This is a genomic window from Calditrichia bacterium, assembly GCA_020634975.1.
Taxonomy (GTDB): Bacteria; Calditrichota; Calditrichia; order RBG-13-44-9; family J075; genus JACKAQ01.
The window spans coordinates 390,082-415,176 of sequence record JACKAQ010000002.1 but is presented as its reverse complement, the minus strand read 5'-3'; the positions used below and the strand labels follow the sequence as shown (position 1 = coordinate 415,176).

At 45.8% G+C, this 25,095-nt stretch carries 20 protein-coding genes; 8 read left to right on the top strand and 12 right to left on the bottom strand.

Annotated features, from left to right (window positions below):
- Window positions 1-15: 15 nt before the first annotated feature.
- The 5 genes from nqrE to H6629_16085 are packed head-to-tail and all read right to left on the bottom strand — an operon-like array spanning window position 16 to window position 4,590.
- Entirely contained in the window at window positions 16-627 is a 612-nt protein-coding gene (gene nqrE / locus H6629_16105; protein ID MCB9069317.1) for an NADH:ubiquinone reductase (Na(+)-transporting) subunit E, read from the bottom strand.
- 3 nt (window positions 628-630) lie between these two features.
- A complete protein-coding gene (locus H6629_16100; GenBank protein MCB9069316.1) occupies window positions 631-1,251 on the bottom strand; it encodes an NADH:ubiquinone reductase (Na(+)-transporting) subunit D in 621 nt (206 codons plus the stop codon).
- Entirely contained in the window at window positions 1,244-2,041 is a 798-nt protein-coding gene (locus H6629_16095) for a Na(+)-translocating NADH-quinone reductase subunit C (protein ID MCB9069315.1), read from the bottom strand. The genes H6629_16100 and H6629_16095 overlap by 8 nt, the downstream gene beginning before the upstream one ends.
- A complete protein-coding gene (locus tag H6629_16090) occupies window positions 2,031-3,236 on the bottom strand; it encodes an NADH:ubiquinone reductase (Na(+)-transporting) subunit B (protein ID MCB9069314.1) in 1,206 nt (401 codons plus the stop codon). The genes H6629_16095 and H6629_16090 overlap by 11 nt, the downstream gene beginning before the upstream one ends.
- Window positions 3,237-3,240: 4 nt before the next feature.
- A complete protein-coding gene (locus H6629_16085; protein MCB9069313.1) occupies window positions 3,241-4,590 on the bottom strand; it encodes a Na(+)-translocating NADH-quinone reductase subunit A in 1,350 nt (449 codons plus the stop codon).
- Window positions 4,591-5,282: 692 nt separating this feature from the next.
- Between H6629_16085 and porU the strand changes: the two genes are divergently transcribed.
- Window positions 5,283-9,287, top strand: coding sequence for a type IX secretion system sortase PorU (gene porU, locus H6629_16080; protein MCB9069312.1), 4,005 nt, complete (start codon window positions 5,283-5,285; stop codon window positions 9,285-9,287).
- An 82-nt stretch (window positions 9,288-9,369) separates the two neighbouring features.
- Here the strand turns inward: porU and pdxT are convergent, their stop codons facing one another.
- The 6 genes from pdxT to H6629_16050 form a co-directional block, all read right to left on the bottom strand.
- Entirely contained in the window at window positions 9,370-9,945 is a 576-nt protein-coding gene (gene pdxT / locus H6629_16075; GenBank protein ID MCB9069311.1) for a pyridoxal 5'-phosphate synthase glutaminase subunit PdxT, read from the bottom strand.
- Between the two features lie 102 nt (window positions 9,946-10,047).
- On the bottom strand, window positions 10,048-10,932 hold the full coding sequence (gene pdxS, locus H6629_16070) for a pyridoxal 5'-phosphate synthase lyase subunit PdxS (GenBank protein MCB9069310.1): 885 nt from the start codon (window positions 10,930-10,932) through the stop codon (window positions 10,048-10,050).
- A 135-nt stretch (window positions 10,933-11,067) separates the two neighbouring features.
- Complete coding sequence (locus H6629_16065) at window positions 11,068-12,003, bottom strand: 3-phosphoglycerate dehydrogenase (protein MCB9069309.1); 936 nt, start codon at window positions 12,001-12,003, stop codon at window positions 11,068-11,070.
- A gap of 148 nt (window positions 12,004-12,151) precedes the next feature.
- The gene (gene rocD, locus H6629_16060) at window positions 12,152-13,381 is read right to left on the bottom strand and encodes an ornithine--oxo-acid transaminase (GenBank protein ID MCB9069308.1); all 1,230 of its coding nucleotides are present in this window, start codon (window positions 13,379-13,381) and stop codon (window positions 12,152-12,154) included.
- Between the two features lie 184 nt (window positions 13,382-13,565).
- Window positions 13,566-14,489: a malate dehydrogenase gene (gene mdh / locus H6629_16055; protein MCB9069307.1), complete on the bottom strand. Its 924-nt coding sequence runs from the start codon at window positions 14,487-14,489 to the stop codon at window positions 13,566-13,568.
- A 235-nt stretch (window positions 14,490-14,724) separates the two neighbouring features.
- A complete protein-coding gene (locus tag H6629_16050; GenBank protein ID MCB9069306.1) occupies window positions 14,725-15,954 on the bottom strand; it encodes a VanZ family protein in 1,230 nt (409 codons plus the stop codon).
- A 371-nt stretch (window positions 15,955-16,325) separates the two neighbouring features.
- Between H6629_16050 and rpoN the strand changes: the two genes are divergently transcribed.
- The 4 genes from rpoN (at window position 16,326) to argF (ending at window position 21,079) form a co-directional block, all read left to right on the top strand.
- On the top strand, window positions 16,326-17,810 hold the full coding sequence (gene rpoN, locus H6629_16045; GenBank protein ID MCB9069305.1) for an RNA polymerase factor sigma-54: 1,485 nt from the start codon (window positions 16,326-16,328) through the stop codon (window positions 17,808-17,810).
- A 188-nt stretch (window positions 17,811-17,998) separates the two neighbouring features.
- Window positions 17,999-18,538 (top strand): ATP-dependent protease subunit HslV, encoded by a 540-nt coding sequence (gene hslV, locus H6629_16040; protein MCB9069304.1) that lies wholly within the window; start codon window positions 17,999-18,001, stop codon window positions 18,536-18,538.
- Window positions 18,539-18,726: 188 nt separating this feature from the next.
- Window positions 18,727-20,094 carry an ATP-dependent protease ATPase subunit HslU gene (gene hslU, locus H6629_16035; protein ID MCB9069303.1) on the top strand — a complete coding sequence of 456 codons (1,368 nt, stop codon included), beginning with the start codon at window positions 18,727-18,729 and terminating at the stop codon, window positions 20,092-20,094.
- 67 nt (window positions 20,095-20,161) lie between these two features.
- Window positions 20,162-21,079 (top strand): ornithine carbamoyltransferase, encoded by a 918-nt coding sequence (argF, locus tag H6629_16030; GenBank protein MCB9069302.1) that lies wholly within the window; start codon window positions 20,162-20,164, stop codon window positions 21,077-21,079.
- 87 nt (window positions 21,080-21,166) lie between these two features.
- On the opposite strand, the gene H6629_16025 is transcribed toward argF, so the two are convergent.
- The gene (locus H6629_16025) at window positions 21,167-21,379 is read right to left on the bottom strand and encodes a hypothetical protein (GenBank protein MCB9069301.1); all 213 of its coding nucleotides are present in this window, start codon (window positions 21,377-21,379) and stop codon (window positions 21,167-21,169) included.
- 547 nt (window positions 21,380-21,926) lie between these two features.
- Here H6629_16025 and H6629_16020 point away from each other — a divergent pair.
- The 3 genes from H6629_16020 (at window position 21,927) to H6629_16010 (ending at window position 25,085) form a co-directional block, all read left to right on the top strand.
- Window positions 21,927-22,910 carry a DUF2279 domain-containing protein gene (locus tag H6629_16020; GenBank protein MCB9069300.1) on the top strand — a complete coding sequence of 328 codons (984 nt, stop codon included), beginning with the start codon at window positions 21,927-21,929 and terminating at the stop codon, window positions 22,908-22,910.
- Between the two features lie 115 nt (window positions 22,911-23,025).
- Complete coding sequence (gene meaB, locus H6629_16015; protein ID MCB9069299.1) at window positions 23,026-24,171, top strand: methylmalonyl Co-A mutase-associated GTPase MeaB; 1,146 nt, start codon at window positions 23,026-23,028, stop codon at window positions 24,169-24,171.
- 125 nt (window positions 24,172-24,296) lie between these two features.
- Window positions 24,297-25,085 (top strand): biotin--[acetyl-CoA-carboxylase] ligase, encoded by a 789-nt coding sequence (locus H6629_16010; GenBank protein MCB9069298.1) that lies wholly within the window; start codon window positions 24,297-24,299, stop codon window positions 25,083-25,085.
- Window positions 25,086-25,095: the final 10 nt, after the last annotated feature.

The following is a 25,095-nucleotide window of genomic DNA, read 5'->3' as shown; positions in this document are numbered from 1 at the left end:
AATCTCCCTTTATCCTTACAATTGGATGCCTGAGAAAAGCATAAAAGCGATTGCCATCAACCCAACAGTGATAAAGGTGATGCCCAATCCTCTCAGCCCTTCCGGGACGTTGCTATATTTCATTTTTTCACGGATACCTGCCAATACAACGATCGCCAGGGCAAATCCGGCACCGGAACCGATACCAAAAACAACACTTTCGGGAAATGTATAATCACGTTCTACCATAAATAAGGTGCCGCCCAGAATAGCGCAGTTTACCGTAATCAACGGAAGGAAAATTCCCAAAGCGTTATACAGCGCCGGTAAAAATTTATCCAGTGACATTTCCAGGATTTGCACCATTGCTGCAATCACACCAATGTAGGTGATCAGTCCCAAAAAGCTAAGGTCAACATTCGGGATGCCTGCCCATGCAAGCGCGCCATCGCGAAGAACCATATTGTAGATAAAGTTATTAGCCGGAACAGTAATCGCCTGCACGACGACCACGGCAATTCCCAAGCCTGCGGCAGTTTCTACCCGTTTTGAAACGGCTAAAAACGTACACATTCCCAGAAAAAATGCCAGTGCCATATTTTCAATAAAAATCGATTTTACAAATAAACTAAGATAATGTTCTAACATGATTTAGTCCTCCTCTACCTGCTCTGGTTTCCACGTACGAATTACCCAGATGAGCATGCCGATAAGGATAAATGCGCTGGGTGAAAGCAACATTAAACCGTTGGCTGTATACCACCCGCCCTCGGTTGCCGGGGAAAGCACTGTATACCCCAACAGTTTGCCGGAACCTAACAATTCGCGGAAAAAACCAACGAATAAGAGCACAAAACTATATCCCAATCCGTTTCCGATACCATCAATAAAACTCATCCCCGGACTGTTTTTTAATGCATATGCTTCTGCTCGACCCATAACAATACAGTTCGTAATAATCAACCCCACATAAACAGAAAGCTGCTTACTCACATCGAAGGCGTAAGCTTTCATAAGCTGATCGGCGACAATAACCAGCGATGCAATAATGGTCATTTCAACCAGAATACGGATGCTGTTAGGAATCCGGTTACGAATTATCGAAACCGAAAAGTTCGAAAGTGCCGTTACAAAAGTTACAGCAAGCGCCATCACAATCGATGTTTCCAGCTTTGATGTAACCGCCAATGCCGAACAAATACCTAAAATTTGACGACCGATCGGGTTATTATTAAAAACGGGGTCTATCAGCATTTCTTTGACTTTAGCCATTGTTGACCTCCGTTTTAAGTGTTTCCAAATATTTACCGTAACCAGTATCGCTCAACCAATACTCAATGAGTTTGTCAACACCACGGGTTGTGATTGTTGCGCCGGACAAACCATCAATTTGATGGCTGGATGCGGGTGAATTAGGATCAACAGCACCTTTGATAACTTTGATAATGACATCGCCGCTATCGTCGAATGCTTTTTTGCCGTTCCATTGCGATTTCCACCGGGGATTATCAACTTCGCCACCGAGTCCCGGGGTTTCCCCGTGTTGGTAGAAAGTGATGCCACGAACGGTTTTGAGATCGCTATCCAGCGCCAAAAAACCATACATCGTTGACCACAGCCCCTTGCCGTAAATCGGTAAAATTATTTTTTCAACAGCGTCGCCATTTTTCACCAGATAAACCGGCATATTTTTAGGGCGCCGTTTAATTTGAGCAATATCCTCGTTTGCAGGAATTGCATATCCCAATTGGGCATCGCCTGCTACTTTGGGAATATCGAATGTTTCGATATTCAGCAAGCCTGTTTGTTGTGCTTCCGGTATTGTTTGCCCGGTGCTCAAATCGACCAGAACCGCCTCAATTTTTTCCCTGTAAACCTTTTCTACGGGTTCGTCAGATTTCAACAACTGTCCGGCTTCCAGGATATTTTTCAGCTTGTCCAACTTGCGATTTTCAGCCTGAATACCGCTCAGCGAAACCGCTGCACCGGAAACCAGGATGGAGCAAATAAGGCAAACACCCAGCGCAACGATCAGAATGTTTTTTATGCTATCAACTTGCACTTCTCAACATCCTCCGTTTGATGTTTGCATTGAGGAAAATTCTATCAATAATCGGTGAGAAAACATTACCGAAAAGTATTGCCAGCATTACTCCCTCGGGAAATGCCGGATTTATTACGCGAATCAATACTGCCAAAATGCCAATCAGCGCGCCATAAAACCACTTGCCTTTTTCAGTCATGGATGCGCTAACCGGGTCGGTTGCCATAAATACTGTGCCGAATGCAAAACCGCCAACTACCAAATGCCAATACCAGGGCATGGCGAACATTGGGTTGGTGGCGCTGCCGACAACATTTAACAATGTCGAAAATCCGACCATCCCCAAAAACATACTAAACATGATTCGCCAGGAACCAACGCCAGAAACGATCAACATAACCGCACCTATTAGGCAGGCAAGTGTGGACGTTTCACCCATCGAACCGGGAATAAAACCCATGAATGCATCCATCCAACTGGCGGTCGCGTGGCTGATTGTCGGATCTGCAAATTCTGCCAACGGTGTAGCCTTGCTCAAACCATCGACAGCAACCCAAACCTTATCTCCCGAAATCGCAGCCGGATATGCAAAAAACAAAAATGCACGGGCTGTTAATGCGGGGTTAAGAATGTTCATTCCGGTGCCACCAAAAACTTCTTTGCCGATAACCACACCAAATGTAATCCCGATGGCCACTTGCCAAAGCGGAATATCCGGGGGTAAAATCAACGGGAAAAGCATTGAGGTTACTAAAAAGCCTTCGTTGATTTCATGTTTGCGAACAACCGCAAATATCGTTTCGAAAATACCGCCAACTGCCAGCGTAACAATATATACGGGCAGGAAATACAGCGCACCGTGTATCATGTTGAACAGGATATTGTTGGGATCATACCCAATTCCCAATGCTTCCAAAACAGGTCCGCGCCAATTATCAACCGAGGTTAAACCCATCTGCTGCATTGCCAAGTTCGCCTGATAACCGGTGTTGTAAAGCGCCATAACAATAGCGGGAATTAAAGCAATCACCACCATCATCATAACACGCTTAAGATCCATATAATCACGGACATGCGATGCATTTTTCGTCACTTTCCCGCTGGTAAACATGAAGGTTTCTGTCGCCTCGAAAAGCGGATAGAATTTCTCCAGTTTTCCACCTTTTTGGAAGTGCTTTTCCTGTTGAGCGAAAAGATCTTTTAAGAACTTCACCGCCTTATCCTTCCTTTTCTATGATGTTTAAATTTTCTCTGAGCATTGGACCGTAATCATTTTTAGACTGACAAACAAATGTGCATAGTGCCAGGTCTTCTTCGTCCAGTTCCAGCGCACCCAGTTTTTCTGCTTCTTCAACATCGTTCACAGCCAGCGAGCGAAGCAAATAGGTTGGCATAATGTCCAGAGGCATCACTTTTTCGTAAACACCAATCGGCACAATTGCCCGGTGTCCACCATTCAATGCTGTTGTAAAGTCGAATGATTTTTTCCCGGTAAGTTTAGATGCAACCAGGTTGATGAATGAATATTTATCAAAACCGGGTGCGATCCAACCCAGAAATTGTTTTTCACGTCCTTCGGCGAGTACGGTAACCTGCTGATGATAACGACCGAGGAAACCGACTTCCGGGGTTGCGGTGCGACCGGAAAGAACCGAGCCGGAAATTATCCGGTTCTCGCCGGTTTTTAAAGCTCCGGTAGTCAGTTCAAACAACGATGCACCGACACGTGTTTTAACCAAACGTGGTTTTTCCACCTGCGGTCCGCTCAACGCAACTACATGTTCGGTCATAATTTTTCCGGTAGTGAACAGATACCCGATTTTCACAACATCCTGTGCATTAAGATGCCACACTTTTTTATGGCGCCCGACGGGATCCAGAAAATGAATATGCGTGCCCGCCAAACCGGCCGGATGTTTACCGGCAAAGCTTTCGACGACAACCCGTTCCGCATTTCCGACCGGAATATTTTCATCCGGGGATTTGCAAACATATATTTTTCCTTCAGTTAGCTTACCCAAAACGACCAACCCACTCTGAAAAAGCGATTCTTTTCCGGCAAGAATAGTGCTCATTTTTGGTGCCAGCGGATTGCTGTCCATCGCTGTTACAAAAATGGAATGGGGCGTGTCTTCGGGGTTTGCAACTTTGGAGAACGGTCGTTGACGCAAAACCGGCCACTGCCCGGATTCGATCAACTGCTCCATCACAGCTTCTTTGTTTAAACCAGCCAACTGGCTGTCAGTATAGCTTTTGAATGTGATTTCATCTTTTCCATTCAGTTCAATCACCATCGATAAAAAAGCGCGTTTTGCACCACGGTGAATGGACATTACCTTTCCGGTTCCCGGCGCAGTGTATTTCACCAACGGCATCTTTTTGTCAACACAAACCAGTTGCCCCAGCTTCACTTCATCGCCGATAGCCACATGCATGGTTGGTTTCATACCGAGGTAATCCACACCCAGCAAAGCCACCTGGCGAACATCCGGTTGATCGTAAATTTTTTGTTCCGGCGCCCCGGAAATGGGAAGATTTAAACCACGTTTAATCTTTATCGTTCCCATGTTCTCCTCTCGGTTACTTTAGCAGATATTACAAAGTGCAACATCTATTTTTATACAAAAGGACATTATTTTAACAAAAACACATTTTCGACAAAGTTGATAAATCAGTTAATGAATTTTTACACAAATATGCATTCCAAGAAAGACCGAACGCATGCTCTCATTTACGGTTTACATGTGATTCCGATTTTAGGAATCAATTTGAATGCTGTTTTACCCGTCTGTTCGCTTTAAGATGACAAATATAAACAATCGTAAATTGACAATGAAACTTTTTTTTGTGAAATCAATCTTTTAGGCAATCTGAATAACACAACGCTTTTTGGGTATGCTTTCAGGATTGTCATTATTCGAATATTATTTGGTACTTCATTTCCCCATTGAAATTCAAAAACATTCTGCATTTATTTCGCGCATAAAATACAAATTAAAAATATAAAAGAAAATGGTTTCAGATTTTTTTATCCACATTTACCAAACCAGGAAAATTGAAAGGAATGCAAATGCCAATCGGTACTATTTGCATTTGAATTGATATTCGCAAACACTTGTGTTAATTCATTAAATTGATTAGAATATGAACTTGATCCGCATTACCAAGTATAATTGGCTACGCTAAAGCGGACAAAAAAGCACAGCAAAATTTGCACATAAAATCGTATTTCAACAGATATATTTTCAGGAGTAACTGCATGTTTAACAAATGCCTTACAGGATTGCTGATCTGGATTACTGCCAGCACAATTGTTTCAGCACAAACCCGGTTGATTGAAAATTCTACGCGGCAGATAATCGTCGAGTTCAGCCTCCCCGCTCCGCAACTTTCCGAAATCGAATTGGACGGACAAACCTACACCCGGTTCGATTATGACGGTGCACGGATGATTCGCCAACCCGGCGCACCGATGCTCCCATATTCGATTACTAGTCTTGCGATCCCGCCGGGTGCAACGGCAAAAATGAGCTACGAAATTCTCGGTCAGGAAGAATATTCCGGAAAAATTGCCTTGCCCGGTATTCCGTCTGTTGGTGTGAAAACGCCGGAAACTGTTCGTTTGGACGAAGATATTTACAACGGCGCAGCTCCTTTTCCCGCAACAATTGTTGAAATGACCGAACCCGCAGATGTGCGTTTTATGCGAACCGTCACCCTGCAAATTCAACCGGTTCAATATTTACCGGCCGAGCAGAGTTTACGAGTGATCAAAAAAATTCGGATTCGCATCGATATCAGCGGTGGGCAAATTGCTACACGAACCGCAAAAATTTCTGAAGTTGAACAAGATTATCACCGCAGGCGGTTACTGAATTATGAAACCAGCAAAAACTGGGGATTACCGCAAAAATACGCACTGCAGCGCACCACTGTCGATTACAGCCTGAACAGCGGCACATGGCTTAAAATTCCCGTTACCGAAGAAGGTATTTACCGAATTACCGGATCAAACCTGCAGGATCAGGGTGTAAATTTGAGCACGGTTGATGTCACAACCATCCAAATGTTCAATCACGGCGGCGATCCGCTGCCCGTTGGCGCAGCCACTTCTCGCCCGGAAGATTTAAACGAAGTCGCCATTTCCGTGAACGATGCCAACAGCAACGGCCTGTTGGACGCCGGTGAATCGATCCTGTTTTTCGGCAGGGCAACAGAGGGCTGGCGAAATAGCGGAAACGATTGGAGTTACAGCATAAATCCATACGGATCAACCAATTACTACCTGCTCACTTTCAACCAAAACAGCGGAAAACGGATGGAAATTGCCCCATCCCAACAAATTACCAGTGCCGTTACGCCCGACCAGTTTACCGATTTGCATCATTTCAGCGAAGATAATTACAGCATTCTGGAATCCGGGCTGGATTGGTATTGGGAGCGTTTTCAAGGCACTGCCGAACAAAAAAGCATCTCGTTTAATTTGCCTAATAGTATTGTTAGCGGTGCGGGCAATTTTTCATATCGATTAAAGGGCGGCTCCGGTGCGCATTGGTACGACAATCGCAGCTATCGCTACACAACCGATTTGTTGGTAAACGGCAGCCAAATTGCTGATAATATTATATTTACATCCAGCTCCGAACGGATCAATTCTGTTAATATTACAACACTTAACGCCGGTTCAAATTCGTTTACAGTGGATTACACCGCGAATCTGGAAGGCAGCTACATGTTTCTGGATTATTTTGAAATCCGGATTCCCCGGCGATTTCAGGCGGAAAACAACTTTCTGAAATTTTATTACGACATCGGCGCAGCGCCGGTGGCATTTTCGATAACAAATCTTGCAGCGTCCAATAACCGCGTTTGGGATGTCAGCGATTTCGCGAATGTTCGCCAAATCACGCCGCTGAGCAACAGCTCGACCGTCACTTTCCATCAACCGGCTACACCGATTGGCTCGGCAAAAAAAAGCTATTATGTATTTGCAGATGCCGCGATAAAAGCGGTTTCCGGTATCGAGCAGGTGGAAAATCATCCCAATTTGCGCGATCCGAATCGCGTTGGCAGGTTGCTGATCATCACCAGCAAAGAGCTGTTTGATGTTGCACAGGATTGGGAAAATTTTAAAGAGAATCAGGCTCCCGGCGAAATGGAAGCGGAACGCATTCTCGTTGACGATATTTTTCTGGAATTTTCATCCGGCGTTGGCGATCCTGCGGCAATCCGCGATTTCCTGAAATACGCTTATGAAAATTGGGGCAGCAATTCTGCCGATCCCGCACGGCTGCGCCCGCATTATGTGCAGCTTCTCGGCGATGGCAGCTACGATTACCGCAATATTGCCCAACCCAATTATGTCAATCACATCCCCACATTTCAGGTCACATATCAGGATGACATCACCAGCCGGTGCACCGATTTATTTTACACTGCATTTTCTGCAACCAGCACTAGCCGGCTGGATCCGCAAATCCCAATTGCCCGGTTGCCCGCCAATTCGCCATCTGATGTGACCAACTATATCAACAAAATGCGGGCATATCAGGATGCATACAAAAATACGCAGGAAACCTATGCCGGATGGCAATCGACCATCACTTTGGTTGCGGATGACGAGTGCGCCGGCGGCGGCAGTTGCGGGGAATATTATCACACCGACCAAAGCGAAAGAATTTACAAAAGAATTCCTCAAAAATTTGATGTAACTAAAATATTTTTAGTGGATTACGATACTCAGGCCGGTGGTTTGGGTCGCCAAAAACCCAAGGCAACCACTGATTTATTGAACCAGATTAATCGCGGCACGCTGATTGTCAACTTCTTTGGTCACGGCGATCCCAACACCTGGGCGCACGAACAGGCGCTCACCCGCGCCCGCGATCTGCCGCTCATCCAGAATTCCGGTCGATTGCCGATCTGGATTGCCGCAACCTGCACATGGGGAAAATACGACAATCCGGCAATTCCATCGATGGCGGAAGAAATGGTTTGGGCACCGGAAGGTGGCGGTATTATTTCGTTGGCGGCATCGCGCCCGACGTTCTCGTTTGACAACCTGTTCTTCGTGGAAGATTTTGTGAAGAATCTATTCAACAATGTTGATGAAAAAAAACATTCGCGCATCCTCGGTGACGCTTTCAACGAAGCATTAAGCGGTGATACAAATGATCAGAAATATCACCTTTTTGGCGATGTCGCATTGCGACTTGCCGATCCCGAAAACGTTGTCAGGGTTGAAACTATCACCAGTGCCAGTTCAGACACGTTGAAAGCGCTCTCCAAAGTTTCGCTAAACGCCGCAATCACAGACAGCACCGGACAAATTCTCAGCAATTTTAACGGCAAAGCGCTCATCCGCGTTTACGATGCGGTAGACAGCGTATTTAACACCATTATCAATCGCCGGTATATTTATCAGGGCGGCACCATTTTTAAAGGGGTTGTTTCTGTAACAAACGGATTAATCGAAGATGCCGGATTTATCGTGCCTAAATCCATAAAATACAGGAACACACGAACCGGCAGATTGAGCATTTACGCATGGAGCGACGAAGGAGACGCCGCCGGATTTGAAAATGATTTGCTGTTTTTCGGCACTGCCAGCGAGGTTGTCGACGCAGAAGGTCCCGGCATCGATTTCTCATTTGCCGAACAACCCGATTTTTTTGACGGCGATTATGTGCAGCAACAATCGGAATTGGTGGTGGAATTGGTCGATGAAAATGGCATCAACCTCACCGGCGAAGTCGGGCACCGCATTGAGCTGATCATCGACGACAACATTCGAAAAGACGTCACGGAATTTTTTGTTTACGATGTCAACAGTTTTACCAGCGGCAAATTACGATACGCCCTCCCTACCCTTTCCAACGGCACGCACTCCCTGAAAATCTCCGCGTGGGATAATCTGAACAATTATTCCGAATCGCAATTGAGTTTTACAACGGCATCCGCCAGCAACCTGATGCTCGACCGGGTGATCAATTACCCGAATCCGTTTTCAGATGAAACAACGTTCACATTTCAATATCAATCGCCGAACGGCATTGGCGAGGCAACCATCAAAATTTACACGGTTTACGGTCGTTTGATTCGCGAAATTCGCGATACCGCCCGCGCGGGATTCAACAAAATAGCCTGGGACGGTCGCGATGAAGATGGCGACCTGGTTGCAAACGGCGTCTATCTTTACAAAGTAGTGGTTGATGACGGCGAGAAAACGCTGGAAAAAATCGAGAAACTTGCCATTACGCGATAACAAATTCGACATAAAAAGCAAAAGCCCGGTTGATTTCAGCCGGGCTTTTTTTATTCAAAATGATTTTTAACAACATAAATATTTACAGACACTTACGAACTTTATCCGCAAAATATTCGTGAATGCGGGTAGATTTGGTCAGCTCCGGGTGAAACGTGGCTGCCATTGCATTTTCGCTTTCCACCATCACCACATCGCCGTTGTGCTGTGCCAAAATCCGCACGTTTTCACCAATTCGGGTGAATTTGGGTGCGCGAATAAAAACGGCTTCCACCGTTTCCGGCTGTCCACCGAAATCCAGCGCGATATCTTCAAAAAAAGAATCGATTTGCGTACCGTAGGCGTTTCGTTCGATATCCACATCCAATAATTTGAACGATTCCACCGGATGATTGGTCACGTGCTGGCTGAGCAAAATCGCACCGGCGCAGGTGCCGAACACCGGAAATTTTTTATTGAATTTGGGAATTTCATCATATAAATCAATATTTTTCAGCAGTTTAACCAACGTTGTAGATTCGCCGCCGGGAATAATCAGCCCGTGGCATTCCCACAATTCATTCGGTTTTTTCACATATGCGGCATCGATGCCGAGTTCGCGAATGCGTTCAAAATGCCGATAAAAATCGCCCTGAAGCGCCAAAACACCCAATCGCATCTGATCATCTCCTGATTTCAAATTTTAGCCAAAAAAAGAAGCAGCGCAAAATAAATTGCGCTGCTCGGGTAGCATTCAATTGTTTGTTCCGCAGTTCCGGGATTACCAGCCACGGTTTTGCATGATCTGTCCTTCGGGAATTTCGCCGATTTCCAGACCGGGCATGGCATCGCGCAGACCTTCGGAGGCTTTGCAAACGATATCCGGATCGTTGAAATGAGTTGTTGCCAAAACAATGGCGCGGGCGCGTTCCGCCGGATCATCCGATTTGAAAATGCCGCTGCCGACGAAAACGGATTCGGCGCCCAACTGCATCATCAACGATGCGTCAGCCGGGGTTGCAATGCCGCCAGCCGCAAAATTCGGGACCGGCAATTTGCCGTTTTCCTGAACGTAGCGAACCAGATCCACCGGCGCACCGATGCCTTTTGCGTAGGTTACCAATTCTTCGTTGCCCAATGTAGTGATGCGCTTAATTTCCCGCTGGACGGAACGCATGTGCCGAACAGCTTCCACAATATTTCCGGTGCCGGCTTCGCCTTTGGTGCGCAACATTGCGGCGCCTTCACCGATTCGGCGAAGGGCTTCGCCGATTTCCCGGCAGCCGCAAACGAACGGTGCTTTGAAGGCAAATTTGTCAACATGATATTCTTCATCGGCGGGTGTGAGCACTTCGCTTTCGTCGATAAAATCGATGCCAAGTGATTGTAAAATCTGTGCTTCCGCAAAGTGACCGATACGGACTTTCGCCATTACGGGAATCGAAACGGTTTTCTGGATTTCTTTGATCAAACGGGGATTGCTCATTCGCGCAACGCCGCCCTGCGCACGGATATCGGCAGGAATTCGCTCCAACGCCATCACGGCAACCGCGCCGGCGTCTTCGGCAATTTTGGCTTGTTCGGCATTGGTGACGTCCATAATTACGCCGCCTTTGAGCATTTCAGCCAACCCTACTTTGACCTGAAAATCTTTGTTTGTTAACATGCTCAACGTTGTAACTCCTTATAATGAATTCATTATTTGTTGCTGATTTTGGTTATCAAATCTGTAACAAAGGAATATAAACCCGTACCGGTGAATTTTACAATTATTTCTTAAATTTCGAAAGTTTCGGGAAACTCAAACGGCGTTTGTCGCGCCTTTTCCGGCAAAAAAATCTACGAATTGACGGGCGACAGCAGCCGCAACATTTTCCTGCGCTTCGAAACTTGCCGCGCCGATATGCGGTGTGCAAATCACTTTCGGATGGTCGATCAGCGTGAAATCAACTGGTGGCTCAGCTTCGAAAACATCCAATGCTGCGCCGGCCAATGTGCCGTCGTCGAGCGCGGAAAGCAGCGCTTTTTCATCAACCAAACCGCCGCGTGCGCCGTTCAAAAAATAAGAACCACGCTTCATTTTTGCGAATTCGGCTTTGCCGAGGAAGTTTCGCGTGTCATCGCGCCGGGTCAGGTTCATTGATAAATAATCTGCTTTTTGCAACACATCATCTACATTTGCAACCAGTTGAATACCATCGCAATCTTCAATATTTTTGGCGATTTTGGGATCGAAACAGAGCACGGTCATTCCGAGCGCCAGCGCTTTTTGTCCGAGCAACCGGCTCACCCGGCCGTAGCCGAGCAGTCCGAGCGTTTTGCCGGAAATTTCGTATCCTTTGAAATTTTTCTTTTCCCAGCGATGGGCTTTGATTGATGTTGTCGCGTTGAACACATCGCGGGCGAGATTGAGCATTTGTGCAAGCGTCAGTTCTGCAACGGCGTTGCTGTTACCGCCGGGCGTGTTCATCACCACAATGTCGCGTTCGCGGGCGTAAGCTACGTCGATGTTGTCCACACCGGTTCCGGCGCGCCCGATCAGCTTCAGCGATTTGGCTGCGTCGATAATTTCGCGGGTAACCTTTGTCGCGCTGCGAACGATTAATCCGTGATATGCGGGAATTATTTTCGCCAGTTCATCCGGCGAAAGCCCGGTGTTTACATCCACATCGTGCCCGGCATCGCGCAAAATTTGCTCGCAAACGGGTGACGATTTGTCAGATATCAATATTTTCATGGAGCCTCCTGTTTTGTCAATTATCAGTTATCAATTACAGTTGTCGCTTAAAAAGCCTGCTAAAAATGATGCCTCAAACCGCTTCAATATTTTGAATTTAAAACAGGTTTGAGGCATTTGAAGATCAGTTGCAAATTCAATTCGTCGCTTAATTGAATTTTTTAAGTACCGTTTCGATGCGTTCGAGCGCCCAGTTGATTTCTTCATCATTAATAATCAACGGTGGAGCGAAACGGATAATATGGGTATGGGTTGGCTTCGCCAGCAAACCGTGGTTTTTCAGTTCAACGCAAACATCCCACGCGGTTTTGCCATCTTTGGTCGGCTCGATAACAATCGCGTTCAGCAATCCTTTCCCACGTACCAGCGTGACATGCGGATATTTGTCGACCATTTTCTGCACTTCAGCCCGGAAATGCTTGCCCAAACGTTCGGCGTTTTCTGCCAGTTTTTCTTCCAGCAAAACCTCCAGCGATGCAATGGCCACCCGGCATGCCAGCGGATTGCCGCCGTAGGTTGAACCATGTTGGCCGGGTTTGATGGTCAGCATAATTTCGTCATCGCAGAGCACAGCGGATACGGGCAGCATGCCGCCGGAAAGTGCCTTCCCCAAAATTATCATGTCGGGGCGAATACCTTCGTGATCGGAAGCGAGCATTTTGCCGGTCCGGCACAATCCGGTTTGCACTTCGTCGCAAATGAGCAGCACATTTTTGGATTTACACAATTCGTGGGCTTTTTTGAGATAGCCGTTATCCGGAACCATTACACCGGCTTCGCCCTGAATCGGCTCCACCAGAAAAGCACAAACGTTCGGGTCTTCCAGCGCTTTTGCCAGCGCATCGGTATCGTTGTAAGGAACCACTTCGATGCCGGGCATGTACGGGCCAAAGCCCTCTTTGCAATCCGGGTCCGTGGATGCAGAAACGATTGTCAATGTTCTGCCGTGAAAATTGCCTTCCGCGAAAACGACTTTTGCCTGATTTTTGGGCACACCTTTTACGTCATACGCCCATTTCCGGGCCAATTTGATGGCGGTTTCAACGCCTTCAACGCCGGTGTTCATCGGCAAAACTTTGTCGTAACCGAATAATTCGGTTACATATTTTTCGTATTCACCCAAAACATTGTTGTAAAATGCGCGGGATGTGAGTGCAAGCGTTTGCGCCTGCTCAACCATCGCATTCAATATTTTTGGATGGCAATGTCCCTGATTTACAGCGCTGTAGGCAGAAAGAAAGTCCATGTATTTTTCGCCTTCCACATCCCACACCCAAACGCCTTTTCCTTTGGCGAGAACGACTTCCAGCGGGTGATAGTTGTGTGCACCATAACGACTCTCCATCTCCATATAATCTTTTGAACTAAGTTTTGGCATTGGTCCTCCGTGAGAAATGGGTTTCAGGTACAAATTTATTTTAAATAAAATTGTTAATCTTTGGGAAAAATAGTGATTCGGGGCTGATTTGGCAATAAGAAAAAAACACTGTGAGGTGGGAATGCTAGATAAAAAAAGCGCTCCAATTTGGAGCGCCTTAAAAGAAAATAAATGGTTGAAAATATTACAACTTAATGTCTGCCATCAATCCGCGAACGGCTTCGGCGGAATTTTCCAGCATAGCTTTTTCGGTGTCGTTCAATGCCAGTTCGAACACTTTTTCAACGCCGTTTTTGCCAATTTTGATCGGCACGCCCATATACATATCTTTGTAGCCATATTCGCCTTGCAGATATGCGGCACAGGGCAAAATCCGTTTTTTATCTTTTACAATTGATTCAACCATTTCCAACACAGCTGCGGAAGTCGCGTAATATGCGCTGCCGGTTTTCAACAGCCCGACGATTTCGCCGCCGCCTTTACGGGTGCGGTCAACAATCGCATCAATGCGCTCCTGCGAAATCAATTCCGGCAGCGGTATGCCGCCAACCATTGTGTAGCGCGGCAGCGGAACCATCGTATCGCCGTGTCCGCCGAGTACCAATGCCTGAATATCTTTCACCGAAACATCCAGTTCCAGCGCAACGAATGAACGATACCGCGCCGTATCCAGCACGCCAGCCATCCCGAATACGCGGTGATGCGGAAAACCGGAAACTTTGTAAGCGGTATAAACCATCGCATCCAACGGATTTGATACAACGATAATAATTGAATTCGGAGAGAATTTGGCAACCTGTTCAGTTACGCTTTTTACGATTTGTACGTTTTTGGTGAGCAAATCATCACGGCTCATTCCCGGCTTGCGGGCGAGTCCGGCGGTGATTACAACGATGTCAGAATCTTTGGTTTCTTCGTAACCATTTGCCCCGATTATCCGGCAATCACTGCCCAGGCATGGCATCGATTCCCACATGTCCAAAGCTTTTCCCTGCGGAATACCTTCCACAATATCTACCAATACGCATTCATTTGCTAATTCCTGATCTGCAATTCGCTGAGCTGTGGTCGCCCCCACATTTCCAGCGCCAACTACCGTAATTTTCATAACCAACGCTCCTTTTAAAAGTTCGATGATGATTTTGTGGTTCAAAATTAACCACACAGCGCAAATAGTTCAATCATTTAAAAAGATTTGTTTAAGAAATGGTAGATCGAAAATGATTCGTAAAATTATGGATCACTTTCTTCATAAATTCACGTAGAGTACGTTTTTGCTTTATTTGGATTATTATTCAATACGTATTGGTGGAAATATTGGAGTTATCGGAAATTCAATCACTTTAAGGTATCGATTGTTCCGGCGTTGGACTTTCTGACAAATTTTGGGAACGATGAATCAAAATTCTGCGAATGGAGCCCAATTGGAGCCGATAAATCAGCGATCCGGCAAAGCCTGCAGCGATCGCAAAAGCATAACCGAGTGCGCTCGTTTCGTATTGCGGATGAAACCCGCGCACGATTTCCAGAATACCGGGAATCCAGAAAATCAGCACCGCGAGATTGAATTTTTTCCAAAACAGCGATGTTTCATATCGCGCCACAATTTGCGATAGCATGTATCCCAGCAGCGAAAACCCTGCCAGATATTCCAGCAGCCTGAAAATCGAAACGTTCGGCGGTTTGTTGGGAATACCGGAAATGCCAAAGACAAAATCCCATTTTGCCTCCGGCATCGCCAGCGGCGAGAAAAAAACCAGCAATAAATAAGGCACAAAAAAGATGAGAATCAGCCGTAGCGTTGCGATCTCGTATCTGAAATTTGCCGATTGCCGCAACGGCTGGCGCATCGCTGTAACCAACGTAATGCAACCGACAAATGTGGTCATCAGCAAAACTTCCCGGGTTCGTTCCGCAACCGAAAACATGCTGCCGATAGCGAACCATAGCATCGCGGTGCATGCAAACGCCAGCATCAGCAACGGCTCGCGTTTGCGGATTTCCCGGCGATAAATTTCCCCCAAAATGATAGCCCCGCTAATGCCCAGCAGAAAAATCAGCCAGAGCCGTTGCTGCTGTCGTCCGATCGCCATGCTGTTTATCCACATCAGCGGGATCATCAGGTAGATGATGTTCATTAACGGCAAATCGATTGCCAAAATGCGGTAATTTGCAGCTTGCCGTCCGGCAAAAAAGCGACGAACAATCGCGTATCCCAACGCACCAAGCCACGCGCCAGCGCCGTTGGTCAGCACATCCAGAAATGTTGTGCAGCGTTTCTCAATAAACAATTGAGTAATTTCGATACCACTGCTAAACAGCAAACCAAATACGAGAGCGCCAAATGCCCAATCGTTGCGTTTTTCGCGGCGGGTTAACTGGAACAAAAACCCCAACGGTATAAATAACGCGATGTTCATTAACGCATCCTGCAAATTGCTCCAAAGCGCCACTTTTATATGTTCATCGGGAATTACAAATCGAAACGGGATTAATGTCAGCAGCAAAGTTATGGCGGACATATACCAAAACAACAAATTATTGAGCACTTGCGAGGCATTTTTTTCTTGCATTGCGTTCAAACTTCCCTGTTTTAAACGTTTATTGAGATCAGTAATCGACTATCGAAATGCGAACTTGACCGCCACTACTGCAATTTACTCAAATTTATTTCGATTTTCCGTTCACCCAAATTATTAGCCAAATGAATGTTTTTTATTGATTTTAAGCCAAATGAAAATAAATCATTTTTTTGAAATTCTTTCTTCCATTTTAGGTTTTAATTAATTATCTTTTGTTCAATCCGAGCAATATTCTGCCCAAAAATACCACCTAAGTTATTTTTTTTCAATTAATTACAATTTCCGCTTGACACGTTTGGCAGGGTTGTGTATTTTAATATACATAAACTATGCCAAAACTACGGAAAAGGAGTAACCTACGCATGGCGAGGCTCGGTTTAGGACAATTTCAAAGCTTACAACAAACGTTGAAACCACAGCAGATTCTGGTTTCCACGTTATTACAGTTGCCCATGCTGATGCTGGAGCAACGCATAAAAAATGAACTCGAAATCAATCCCGTTTTGGAAGAAGCTGAGGAATGGGAAGATGTTCAGGAAAACGAAGATGATGAGGTCGATGAAAATCAGGAAGAAATTGATGAAATAAAGGAAGAATTCGACGCAATTGAAGAAAACAACAAAAGCGAAGAAGACAAGCTCAATGATGAAGTGAAGGATGACTTCGATCTCGAAGATTTGCTGCCCAATGATGACGAGGATATTCCCGACCCGAAAATGCCGGTTGATCGCGATGAAGAAGATCGCGACATGCCGGAACCGTATCTTCAATCGATGTCCGAACATTTGCTGGATCAACTGCAGATGCTCAAGTTATCCGAACAGGAATTCCGGATTGGTGAATATTTGATTTACAATATTCGCGATGATGGTTATCTGGACGAAGAGGTGACGCTCGATGTTGTCGCACAAATTTTTGAATCCACTCCTGCCAAAGTTGAGCGCGTTCTCAAATTTATCCACCGGTTTGACCCGATCGGCATCGGATCGCGAAATTTGCAAGAATGCCTGATTGTTCAGATGGAAATGCGCAATAGAGATGGCAAATTCGATATTCCGCTGCGCGTTTTGCGGGAAGCGTACGATGATTTTATCAATCGCCGGTTTGAAAAAGTTGCCGACATGCTGGGCATTGCGCTGGACGATATCAAATTTGCTCTCGAGGAAATCAGCAAGTTGAACCCGAAACCGGGTGAAGGCTATCTGGATGCAAAACAGAACTACATCGTGCCCGATTTTTTTGTGGAAATGGTGGATGACGAACTGGTCATTTCGCTAAACGAATACAAGATTCCCGGTTTGCGGATCAGCAATCAATACAAAAAAATGATCCGGCACCCCAAAAAGCTGGATCGCGATGTTCGAAAATTCCTTAAGGAAAAAATCGACAGCGCAAAATGGTTCATAAAAGCCATTAAACAGCGTCAAATGACCATGCAGCGAACGATGGAAGCTATCGTCAAAAAACAATATGACTTTTTCGCCAAAGGTCCGGATTTCATTAAACCTATGATTATGAAGGACATAGCCGAAGAAATTGAAATGGACATTTCCACCGTCAGCCGGGTGTGCAAAGGCAAATATGTAGAGACGGACTACGGCGTTTTCGAGCTGAAATATTTCTTCAACGAAGGCATGGAAAACGAAGACGGCGAAGATGTCAGCACGCTGAAAATAAAGGAACGGCTAAAAACGATCATCAATGGCGAGAATCCAAAAAAGCCGCTCAGCGATGACAAACTGGCCTCGATGCTCAACGAAGAGGGCATCCCCATCGCCCGCCGGACAGTCGCAAAATACCGCGAACAACTGGATATTCCGGTTGCCCGCCTGCGCCGTCAAATTTGACAATCATTCGAATATAAAATCGCCCTTCGGGGCGATTTTTTTTTCAAACCACCTCGATGATGCGCATTAACTTTATTTCCTTTTACCCTTTTTACTTTTACCTTTTTACTTCCCCACTCTCCTTTTACACTTTCATTTGTGATTCCCCGTTTATCTGATTAGATTTTGCCCAAAAAGGAGTTTTGCGAATGCAGGATTATACATTCCACGCCACAACCATTTTGGGCGTGATCAAAGACGGCAAAGTGGCACTCGGCGGCGACGGACAGGTGACCTTCGGTAACACTGTAATGAAACATCAGGGCAACAAGGTTCGCACGCTGTATCGCGATCAGGTGTTGGCCGGATTTGCCGGCGCTGCGGCAGATGCATTCACATTGTTTGAGCGATTCGAAGAAAAGCTGGAAAATTTCAACGGTAATTTAACAAAAGCTGCGGTTGATCTGGCAAAAGACTGGCGCACCGATCGCTATTTGCGAAAGCTGGAAGCAATGCTGGCGGTAGCAAACAACGAAAACGCGCTGATCATTTCCGGTAACGGCGATGTGCTGGAACCCGACGACCAGATTTTAGCCATCGGCTCCGGTGGTCCGTTCGCGATGGCGGCAGCTCGCGCGCTAAAGTTCAATTCGGATTTATCGGCAACAGAAATCGTGGAAAAAGGTCTGAATATCGCGGCGGATATTTGCATTTACACCAATCATCACATTACCGTAAAATCATTGTAAACAATAGGATAACAACAGCCACAGAGATACAGGGTTCCACTGAGATTTTTTTATATCTTCTCAGATTGACTTTTTCCGGCATTCGGGATCAAACGGATTTAAACATTTTTAAATTTTTCTCTGAGCCCTATGCGCTTCTGTGGCAAAAAAGACAAGACGTCTGTATATGTGGAAAAAAAGGAGTGACAATGAGTGATCATATTCGGGAATACACACCCCGGCAAATTGTTGAAGAATTAGACAAATACATCATCGGACAAAACGAGGCGAAACGCTCCGTTGCGATTGCACTGCGAAATCGCTGGCGGCGGCAGCAGGTCGATAGCGCGCTGCGCGATGAAATTATGCCGAACAACATTATTTTGATCGGTCCGACCGGTTGCGGTAAAACCGAAATTTCCCGGCGATTGGCGAAATTGGCCAACGCACCGTTCATCAAAGTGGAGGCGAGCAAGTTTACCGAAGTCGGCTACGTCGGGCGCGATGTGGAAAGCATTGTGCGCGATTTGGTGGATATCTCCGTCAACATGGTTCGCGAACAAAAAAAAGAATCGGTGAAAGAAAAAGCGCGGGAAATGGCTATCGAGCGCGTGCTGGATATTTTGCTTCCCCCTCCCCCGCTGCCAAAATCCGGCATTTCGCTGGCAGATGAAGAAGGCAGTCCCGAAAACAAATATCTGCGTAATCGCGAAAAATTTCGCCAGAAATTGTTGAACGGCCAGCTCGACGAAAGAACGGTAGAAATTGAAACGCCATCAGATAGCCAGCCAACCATGCAAATTTTTTCGCCCGGCGGAATGGAAGAAATGGGCATCAATTTTCAGGAAATTCTGGGCAATATGATGCCCAAAAAATCGAAAAAACGCAAAGTGAACATCACAGAAGCCATTGCCATTCTCGAACAGCAAGAAGCGCAAAAGCTGATCGACATGGATGAAGTGGTGCAGGAAGCCATTCGCCGGGTGCAAAACTCGGGCATCGTTTTTCTCGATGAAATTGATAAAATTGCCGGTTCCAGCGCCAAATCCGGTCCCGATGTTTCCCGCGAAGGCGTGCAGCGCGATCTGCTGCCGGTGGTCGAAGGCACAACCGTCGCCACAAAATACGGCATGGTGAAAACTGACCACGTGCTGTTCATCGCTTCCGGCGCTTTTCATGTGTCCAAACCGTCGGACCTGATTCCCGAATTGCAAGGGCGTTTCCCCATTCGCGTATCGCTGAAAAGCCTTTCGGAGAACGATTTTGTGCGCATCCTGACCGAACCGGAAAACGCGCTCACCAAACAATACCGCGAGTTGATGAAAACCGAAGGCGTCACTCTCGAATTCGACGACAGCGCAATTCGCGAAATCGCCAAAACCGCCAGTTTCGTGAACAGTCGTGCAGAAAATATCGGTGCGCGCCGGCTGCACACGATTCTCTCCACATTGCTGGAAGATTTGCTATTCGATGCGCCGCAGGTGGAAAATAAATCGATCAGCATCACCGGTGAATTCGTGAAAGAAAAATTGCATAACATTTTGGAAGATGAGGACTTACGAAAATATATTTTGTAGCGGGAAATAGCTATCCCGGCTACGCTGAAAAAAAAATTCAAATAAATTCTATCCCAAAGGAGCGTCCATGAACAACCATTTTCTCTCCATCACCGAGCTCAACCGGAGTGAAATTGACAACATTTTTGAGATCACCAAAGATTTAAAAGCCAAAACCAAACGCCGCGAACCGCACAAATTATTGGACGGTTATTCGCTGGCGATGATTTTTGCCAAACCGAGCACCCGGACCCGCGTGTCTTTCGAAACGGGGATGTTCCAACTCGGCGGAATGGCGATTTATCTCGCACCGCAGGATATCGGCATCGGCACCCGCGAAGCCGTGAAAGACGTTGCCCGGGTTATTTCACGATACAATGATATGATTATGGCGCGGCTGTTTGCTCATTCGGATATCGAAGAACTTGCCAAATATTCCAGTGTTCCGGTTGTAAACGGCTTGACCGATTACAATCACCCATGCCAGATTATGGCGGATACATTTACTATTATGGAACATCGCGGCAAACTGGACGGGATGAAAATCGTTTATGTCGGCGATGGCAACAATGTTGCCAATTCGTGGATCAATTTTGCATCGCGCGTACCACTGCACATGGTTATTTGCAGCCCGAGCAATTACGAGCCGGATGCCAAAACACTGGCGAATGCCAACGCTGCGGGCATTAGCAAAATCGAAGTAATCAACGATCCTGTTGAAGCTGTAACTAACGCAGATGTAGTATATACGGATGTGTGGGCAAGTATGGGACAGGAAGCAGAAGCCGAAGCACGGAAAAAAATTTTCATGCCGTATCAGCTAAACAGCAAATTAATGCAGCACGCCAAAAAAGATGCGTTGGTGATGCACTGCCTGCCGGCACATCGCGGCGAAGAAATTACCGACGAAGTGCTGGAAAGCAAACAATCCATCGTTTTCGACGAAGCCGAAAATCGTATGCATGTGCAAAAAGCTATTATGGTAAAATTGGCCGGCAAAGCCTAATCGGAATTCAACAAAAATGGCACTGCGGGGCTATCCATAAAATAGTCCCGCAATACCTGCGTTGATATGAGATTTTATTCATTTCGATTAGTGGAACATGTGCTGGCTGCTCGACAACCGCGTTTCCAGCGCATCCAGTTGATGCTCGCGACGCTGTAACTCTTTCAGCCTGCGATACAATCTGGATTGTTTACGACGATGCTCTTTTATATTGGAATCTCCACCCATTTCGGAAATCACATTTACGATGCGCTCATACACTTCTTCATACTCTTGACGAACCTTACTTAAGGGCTTCATCGAATAATTCCTCCATTTAAGAATTTTCGCAATTCATTGTTTTAATTAATGATAATTCAAAAAATTGAATTGATATTTGATTTGATTAACAAATTATTATTAGCATTGTTAATACAGCAGTTTTCAAAGAATAAAATGGATAGACCCGATTGGATAAATTACAAATATTAGTCCAACTATTTACGAGCCATTTAAGTTGTTTATTAACAACATCTTGCTGCACTTTGACAACAATAAATACTACAAAATTTTGTAAAACTTTTACACAACTGCCGTAGCTGTAAAATTCGACACAGCGCACACGGTTTGACAATTCTCACAAAATTGCAAAAAACAGCATGTTTTTCAACGATTTAGGTGATTAAAAATTCACTAAATTTTCACTTTAAGCAATTCAGCTTTTCCCAGAAATTCACAGCAATCTGTTAGGCATCCCAAACCTGTTGATTGTGTGCAATTTTTTAACATGCGAAATTTAGAGGTCCATTATTTCATGAGACTTTCAGTTTGATGAACACCCCATTTTAATGGTGGAAGAAAATCACAAATGAGTTTTGGTTTGTTGCATTATATTAATGATATGATTTCGATAATTACCCGACGAGGAACAACATTTTGGCTATTGTTGGTGATTGCGATGATGACAGCCGTCATCCATCCAATTTCGGCGCAAACCCATCCCTTGCTTTCCGAAAAGCAACAAACGACCGATACAGCAAAACCGGAAAAAAAAGGGCGTTTGAAATGGGTATTGGCGCTTCATGCCGCCGGAATGACAGGAACATATATCTATTTTATTGAACCGTGGTGGTCCGGAAAAAAACGGGATTTCAATTTCAAAATGGATTGGTACAACAACCATTGGCGAGAAATTGACAAATTCGGGCACTTTTTTGCGAATATCCAGGTTTCCCGATTTTCGGCGATGACCTATCGTTACGCCGGAATTGACCGGCGAAAATCGTTGTGGTATGGCGGCGCGAGCAGCCTGATACTTTACACAGCATTCGAGCTAACCGACGCCACATTTGACAACTGGGGATTCAGCGTGCCGGATTATATCGCCAATATTTTGGGTGCGGGATATCCGCTGCTGCAAGATATGATGCCGGTATTGCAACATTTCAATTTTAAAATCAGTTACCGAAAATCGAAGTATTTCAAAAATGAAGCGGCGAACAAACCGGAATTTTCCAGATACAAACCGTACGAATATCTGGTTGGCGATTACGACGGGCAGCGATTTTGGCTTTCCGCAGATGCAGATGCGCTGCTGCCGCAACACTGGCGGAAATTTTGGCCGAACTGGCTGAATATTGCCATCGGTTACGGCGCCAGAAATTTACCGCAACACAACAGCACGCTAAAACGACGCGATGTGTATCTCGCTCTGGATTTCAATTTTCCTGCAACAAAGGATGATCCGCCATTGCTATTCGCACTGAAAAGTTTGATCAGCAGCATCCACCTTCCCGCCCCAACTGTTCGCTTTTCGAAAGATGGCACTGTTTTTTACGGATTATTTTTCTGAAAATCGAGCTTTTTTCAGCAGAACCGAAATGCGCAAAAAGTGCAATTTCCGCTTTTGATAAATCATAGATTTTCCTAACTTTACACTCAAAGTTATCGAAAAAACCGGACCGAAAATGCCCGATTCCCAACAATCGCGAAAGAAAAGAATCGCCAAACCCGAGTGGCAACCAGAAGATAGCGGCAGTGCTTTTGCCGGCAGCTACATTCCCGGAACAGACCAAAAAGCACTCCCGAAATCCTCAACAAATAAACGCCGTCAACTCAGCACGGCGGATTTGTATAACGGTATCGTTTCCGGCAACCGTATGTTTTTGGGGAGAGCACTCACCTTAATCGAAAGCAACGCTGCCGCTCATCAGGAACAGGCCCAGGAGTTGCTCACACGGTTGCTTCCGCTCACCGGGAAATCTGTGCGGATCGGCATCACCGGCATTCCCGGCGCGGGAAAAAGCACATTTATTGAACGTTTGGGACTTTATTTAATCGAAAACGGGCATCGCGTTGCTGTGCTCGCGATCGATCCGAGTAGCAGCATCAGCAAAGGCAGCATTCTCGGCGACAAAACGCGAATGGAAAAATTGGCGCAAAATGAAGCCGGATTTATCCGCCCATCACCATCCGGCGGAACATTGGGTGGCGTTGCCCGGAAAACCCGTGAAAGCCTGCTCGTTTGCGAAGCCGCCGGTTTTGATGTGGTCATTGTCGAAACAGTTGGCGTTGGGCAAAGCGAAGTAAGTGTCCGTTCGATGGTCGATTTTTTCCTGCTGCTGCAAATTACCGGTGGCGGCGACGAGTTGCAGGGAATCAAAAAAGGGGTGATCGAACTGGCCGACGCCATCGCCATCAACAAAGCGGACGGTGAAAACCAGCATCGCGCAGCCGCCATGATGCAGGAAATGAAAATTGCCCTACATTATCTGACACCATTCACTGCCAATTGGCAGCCCACTGTTTCCACCTGTTCTGCGCTAAATGGTGCAGGCATTCCGGAAATTTGGCAAAATGTTCGCAAATTTTGCCAAATCACCCAACATACCGGTCAATTTATGCGGCAACGGCAGCAACAAACAAAATCCTGGCTGCACGATTTAACCAAAGAAAGTCTCGAAAAACTGTTTTTGGAACAGCCTGAAATTGCCGGCGAACTACCGGAAATCGAAAATGCGGTCATGTCCGGTAAAATTCACGCGGTAAGTGCCGCAAAAAATCTGGTGGAAATTTTTCGAATAGCGATCGGTTCATCTTCCGAAAAAACATGATATTTCGGGTAAATTATTCCAAATATCTGTTTGGAATCACCGGGTGAAATTGATTATCTTTTTGCGGTAAAACCTTAATTAAATTTAGAATAGACAAACATTTTACAACTGAATACAGAATCAATTTGAAATACGGCACATCAACCGCGGGCGCATTTAATTATCATTATTTTAAAGAAGTTGGCTCAACAAACGATACATTAGCCGAACTTGCCCGCCAAAACGCCCCTGAATGGACGGTTGTTTTGGCGGATCACCAGACCAACGGACGCGGACGTTACCGGCGCAGCTGGCACAGCCCAGCTGGCTTGGGCATGTGGCTATCGCTGCTGCTGCGGCCGGCATTTGACAATCGGCAATTAAATTTTATTAATTTGCTGGCTGCAAACACAATGGCAACCGTGCTGGAACAATTAGCAACAACTGTTCAACAGCAAATGGTTACCGGTTTAAAATGGCCAAATGATGTTTGGGTCGGTGATAAAAAAATCTGCGGTATTTTACCCGAATCCAGTTTCTCGGGGCAAAAGTTGCAGTATATTATTGTTGGCATTGGATTAAATATTAATCAATCCATCTCCGATTTTTCTGAGGATTTACAGCCGATTGCGACATCTTTAAAAATCGAAACCGGACGCGAATGGCCGGTAAAGTTGCTGGCAACCCGTTTTCTTGAAATATTCCGGCAACAATACAGCGAGTTTATTCCAAACCAAACCGGGAAAATTTTGGACGAATATCGCAAAAAGATGCTTTTCAAAAATGAAACGGTGAACTTATTTTTGAATGATCAAACCTTCAGCGCGGTCGTTCGGGATATCGATGATGACGGATTTCTGGAAGTTGACCACGACGGAAAGACAAAAATCATAAATTCCGGGGAATTCCGGGTTCAGCCAGTTCGGATAAACTGAATAAAAACAA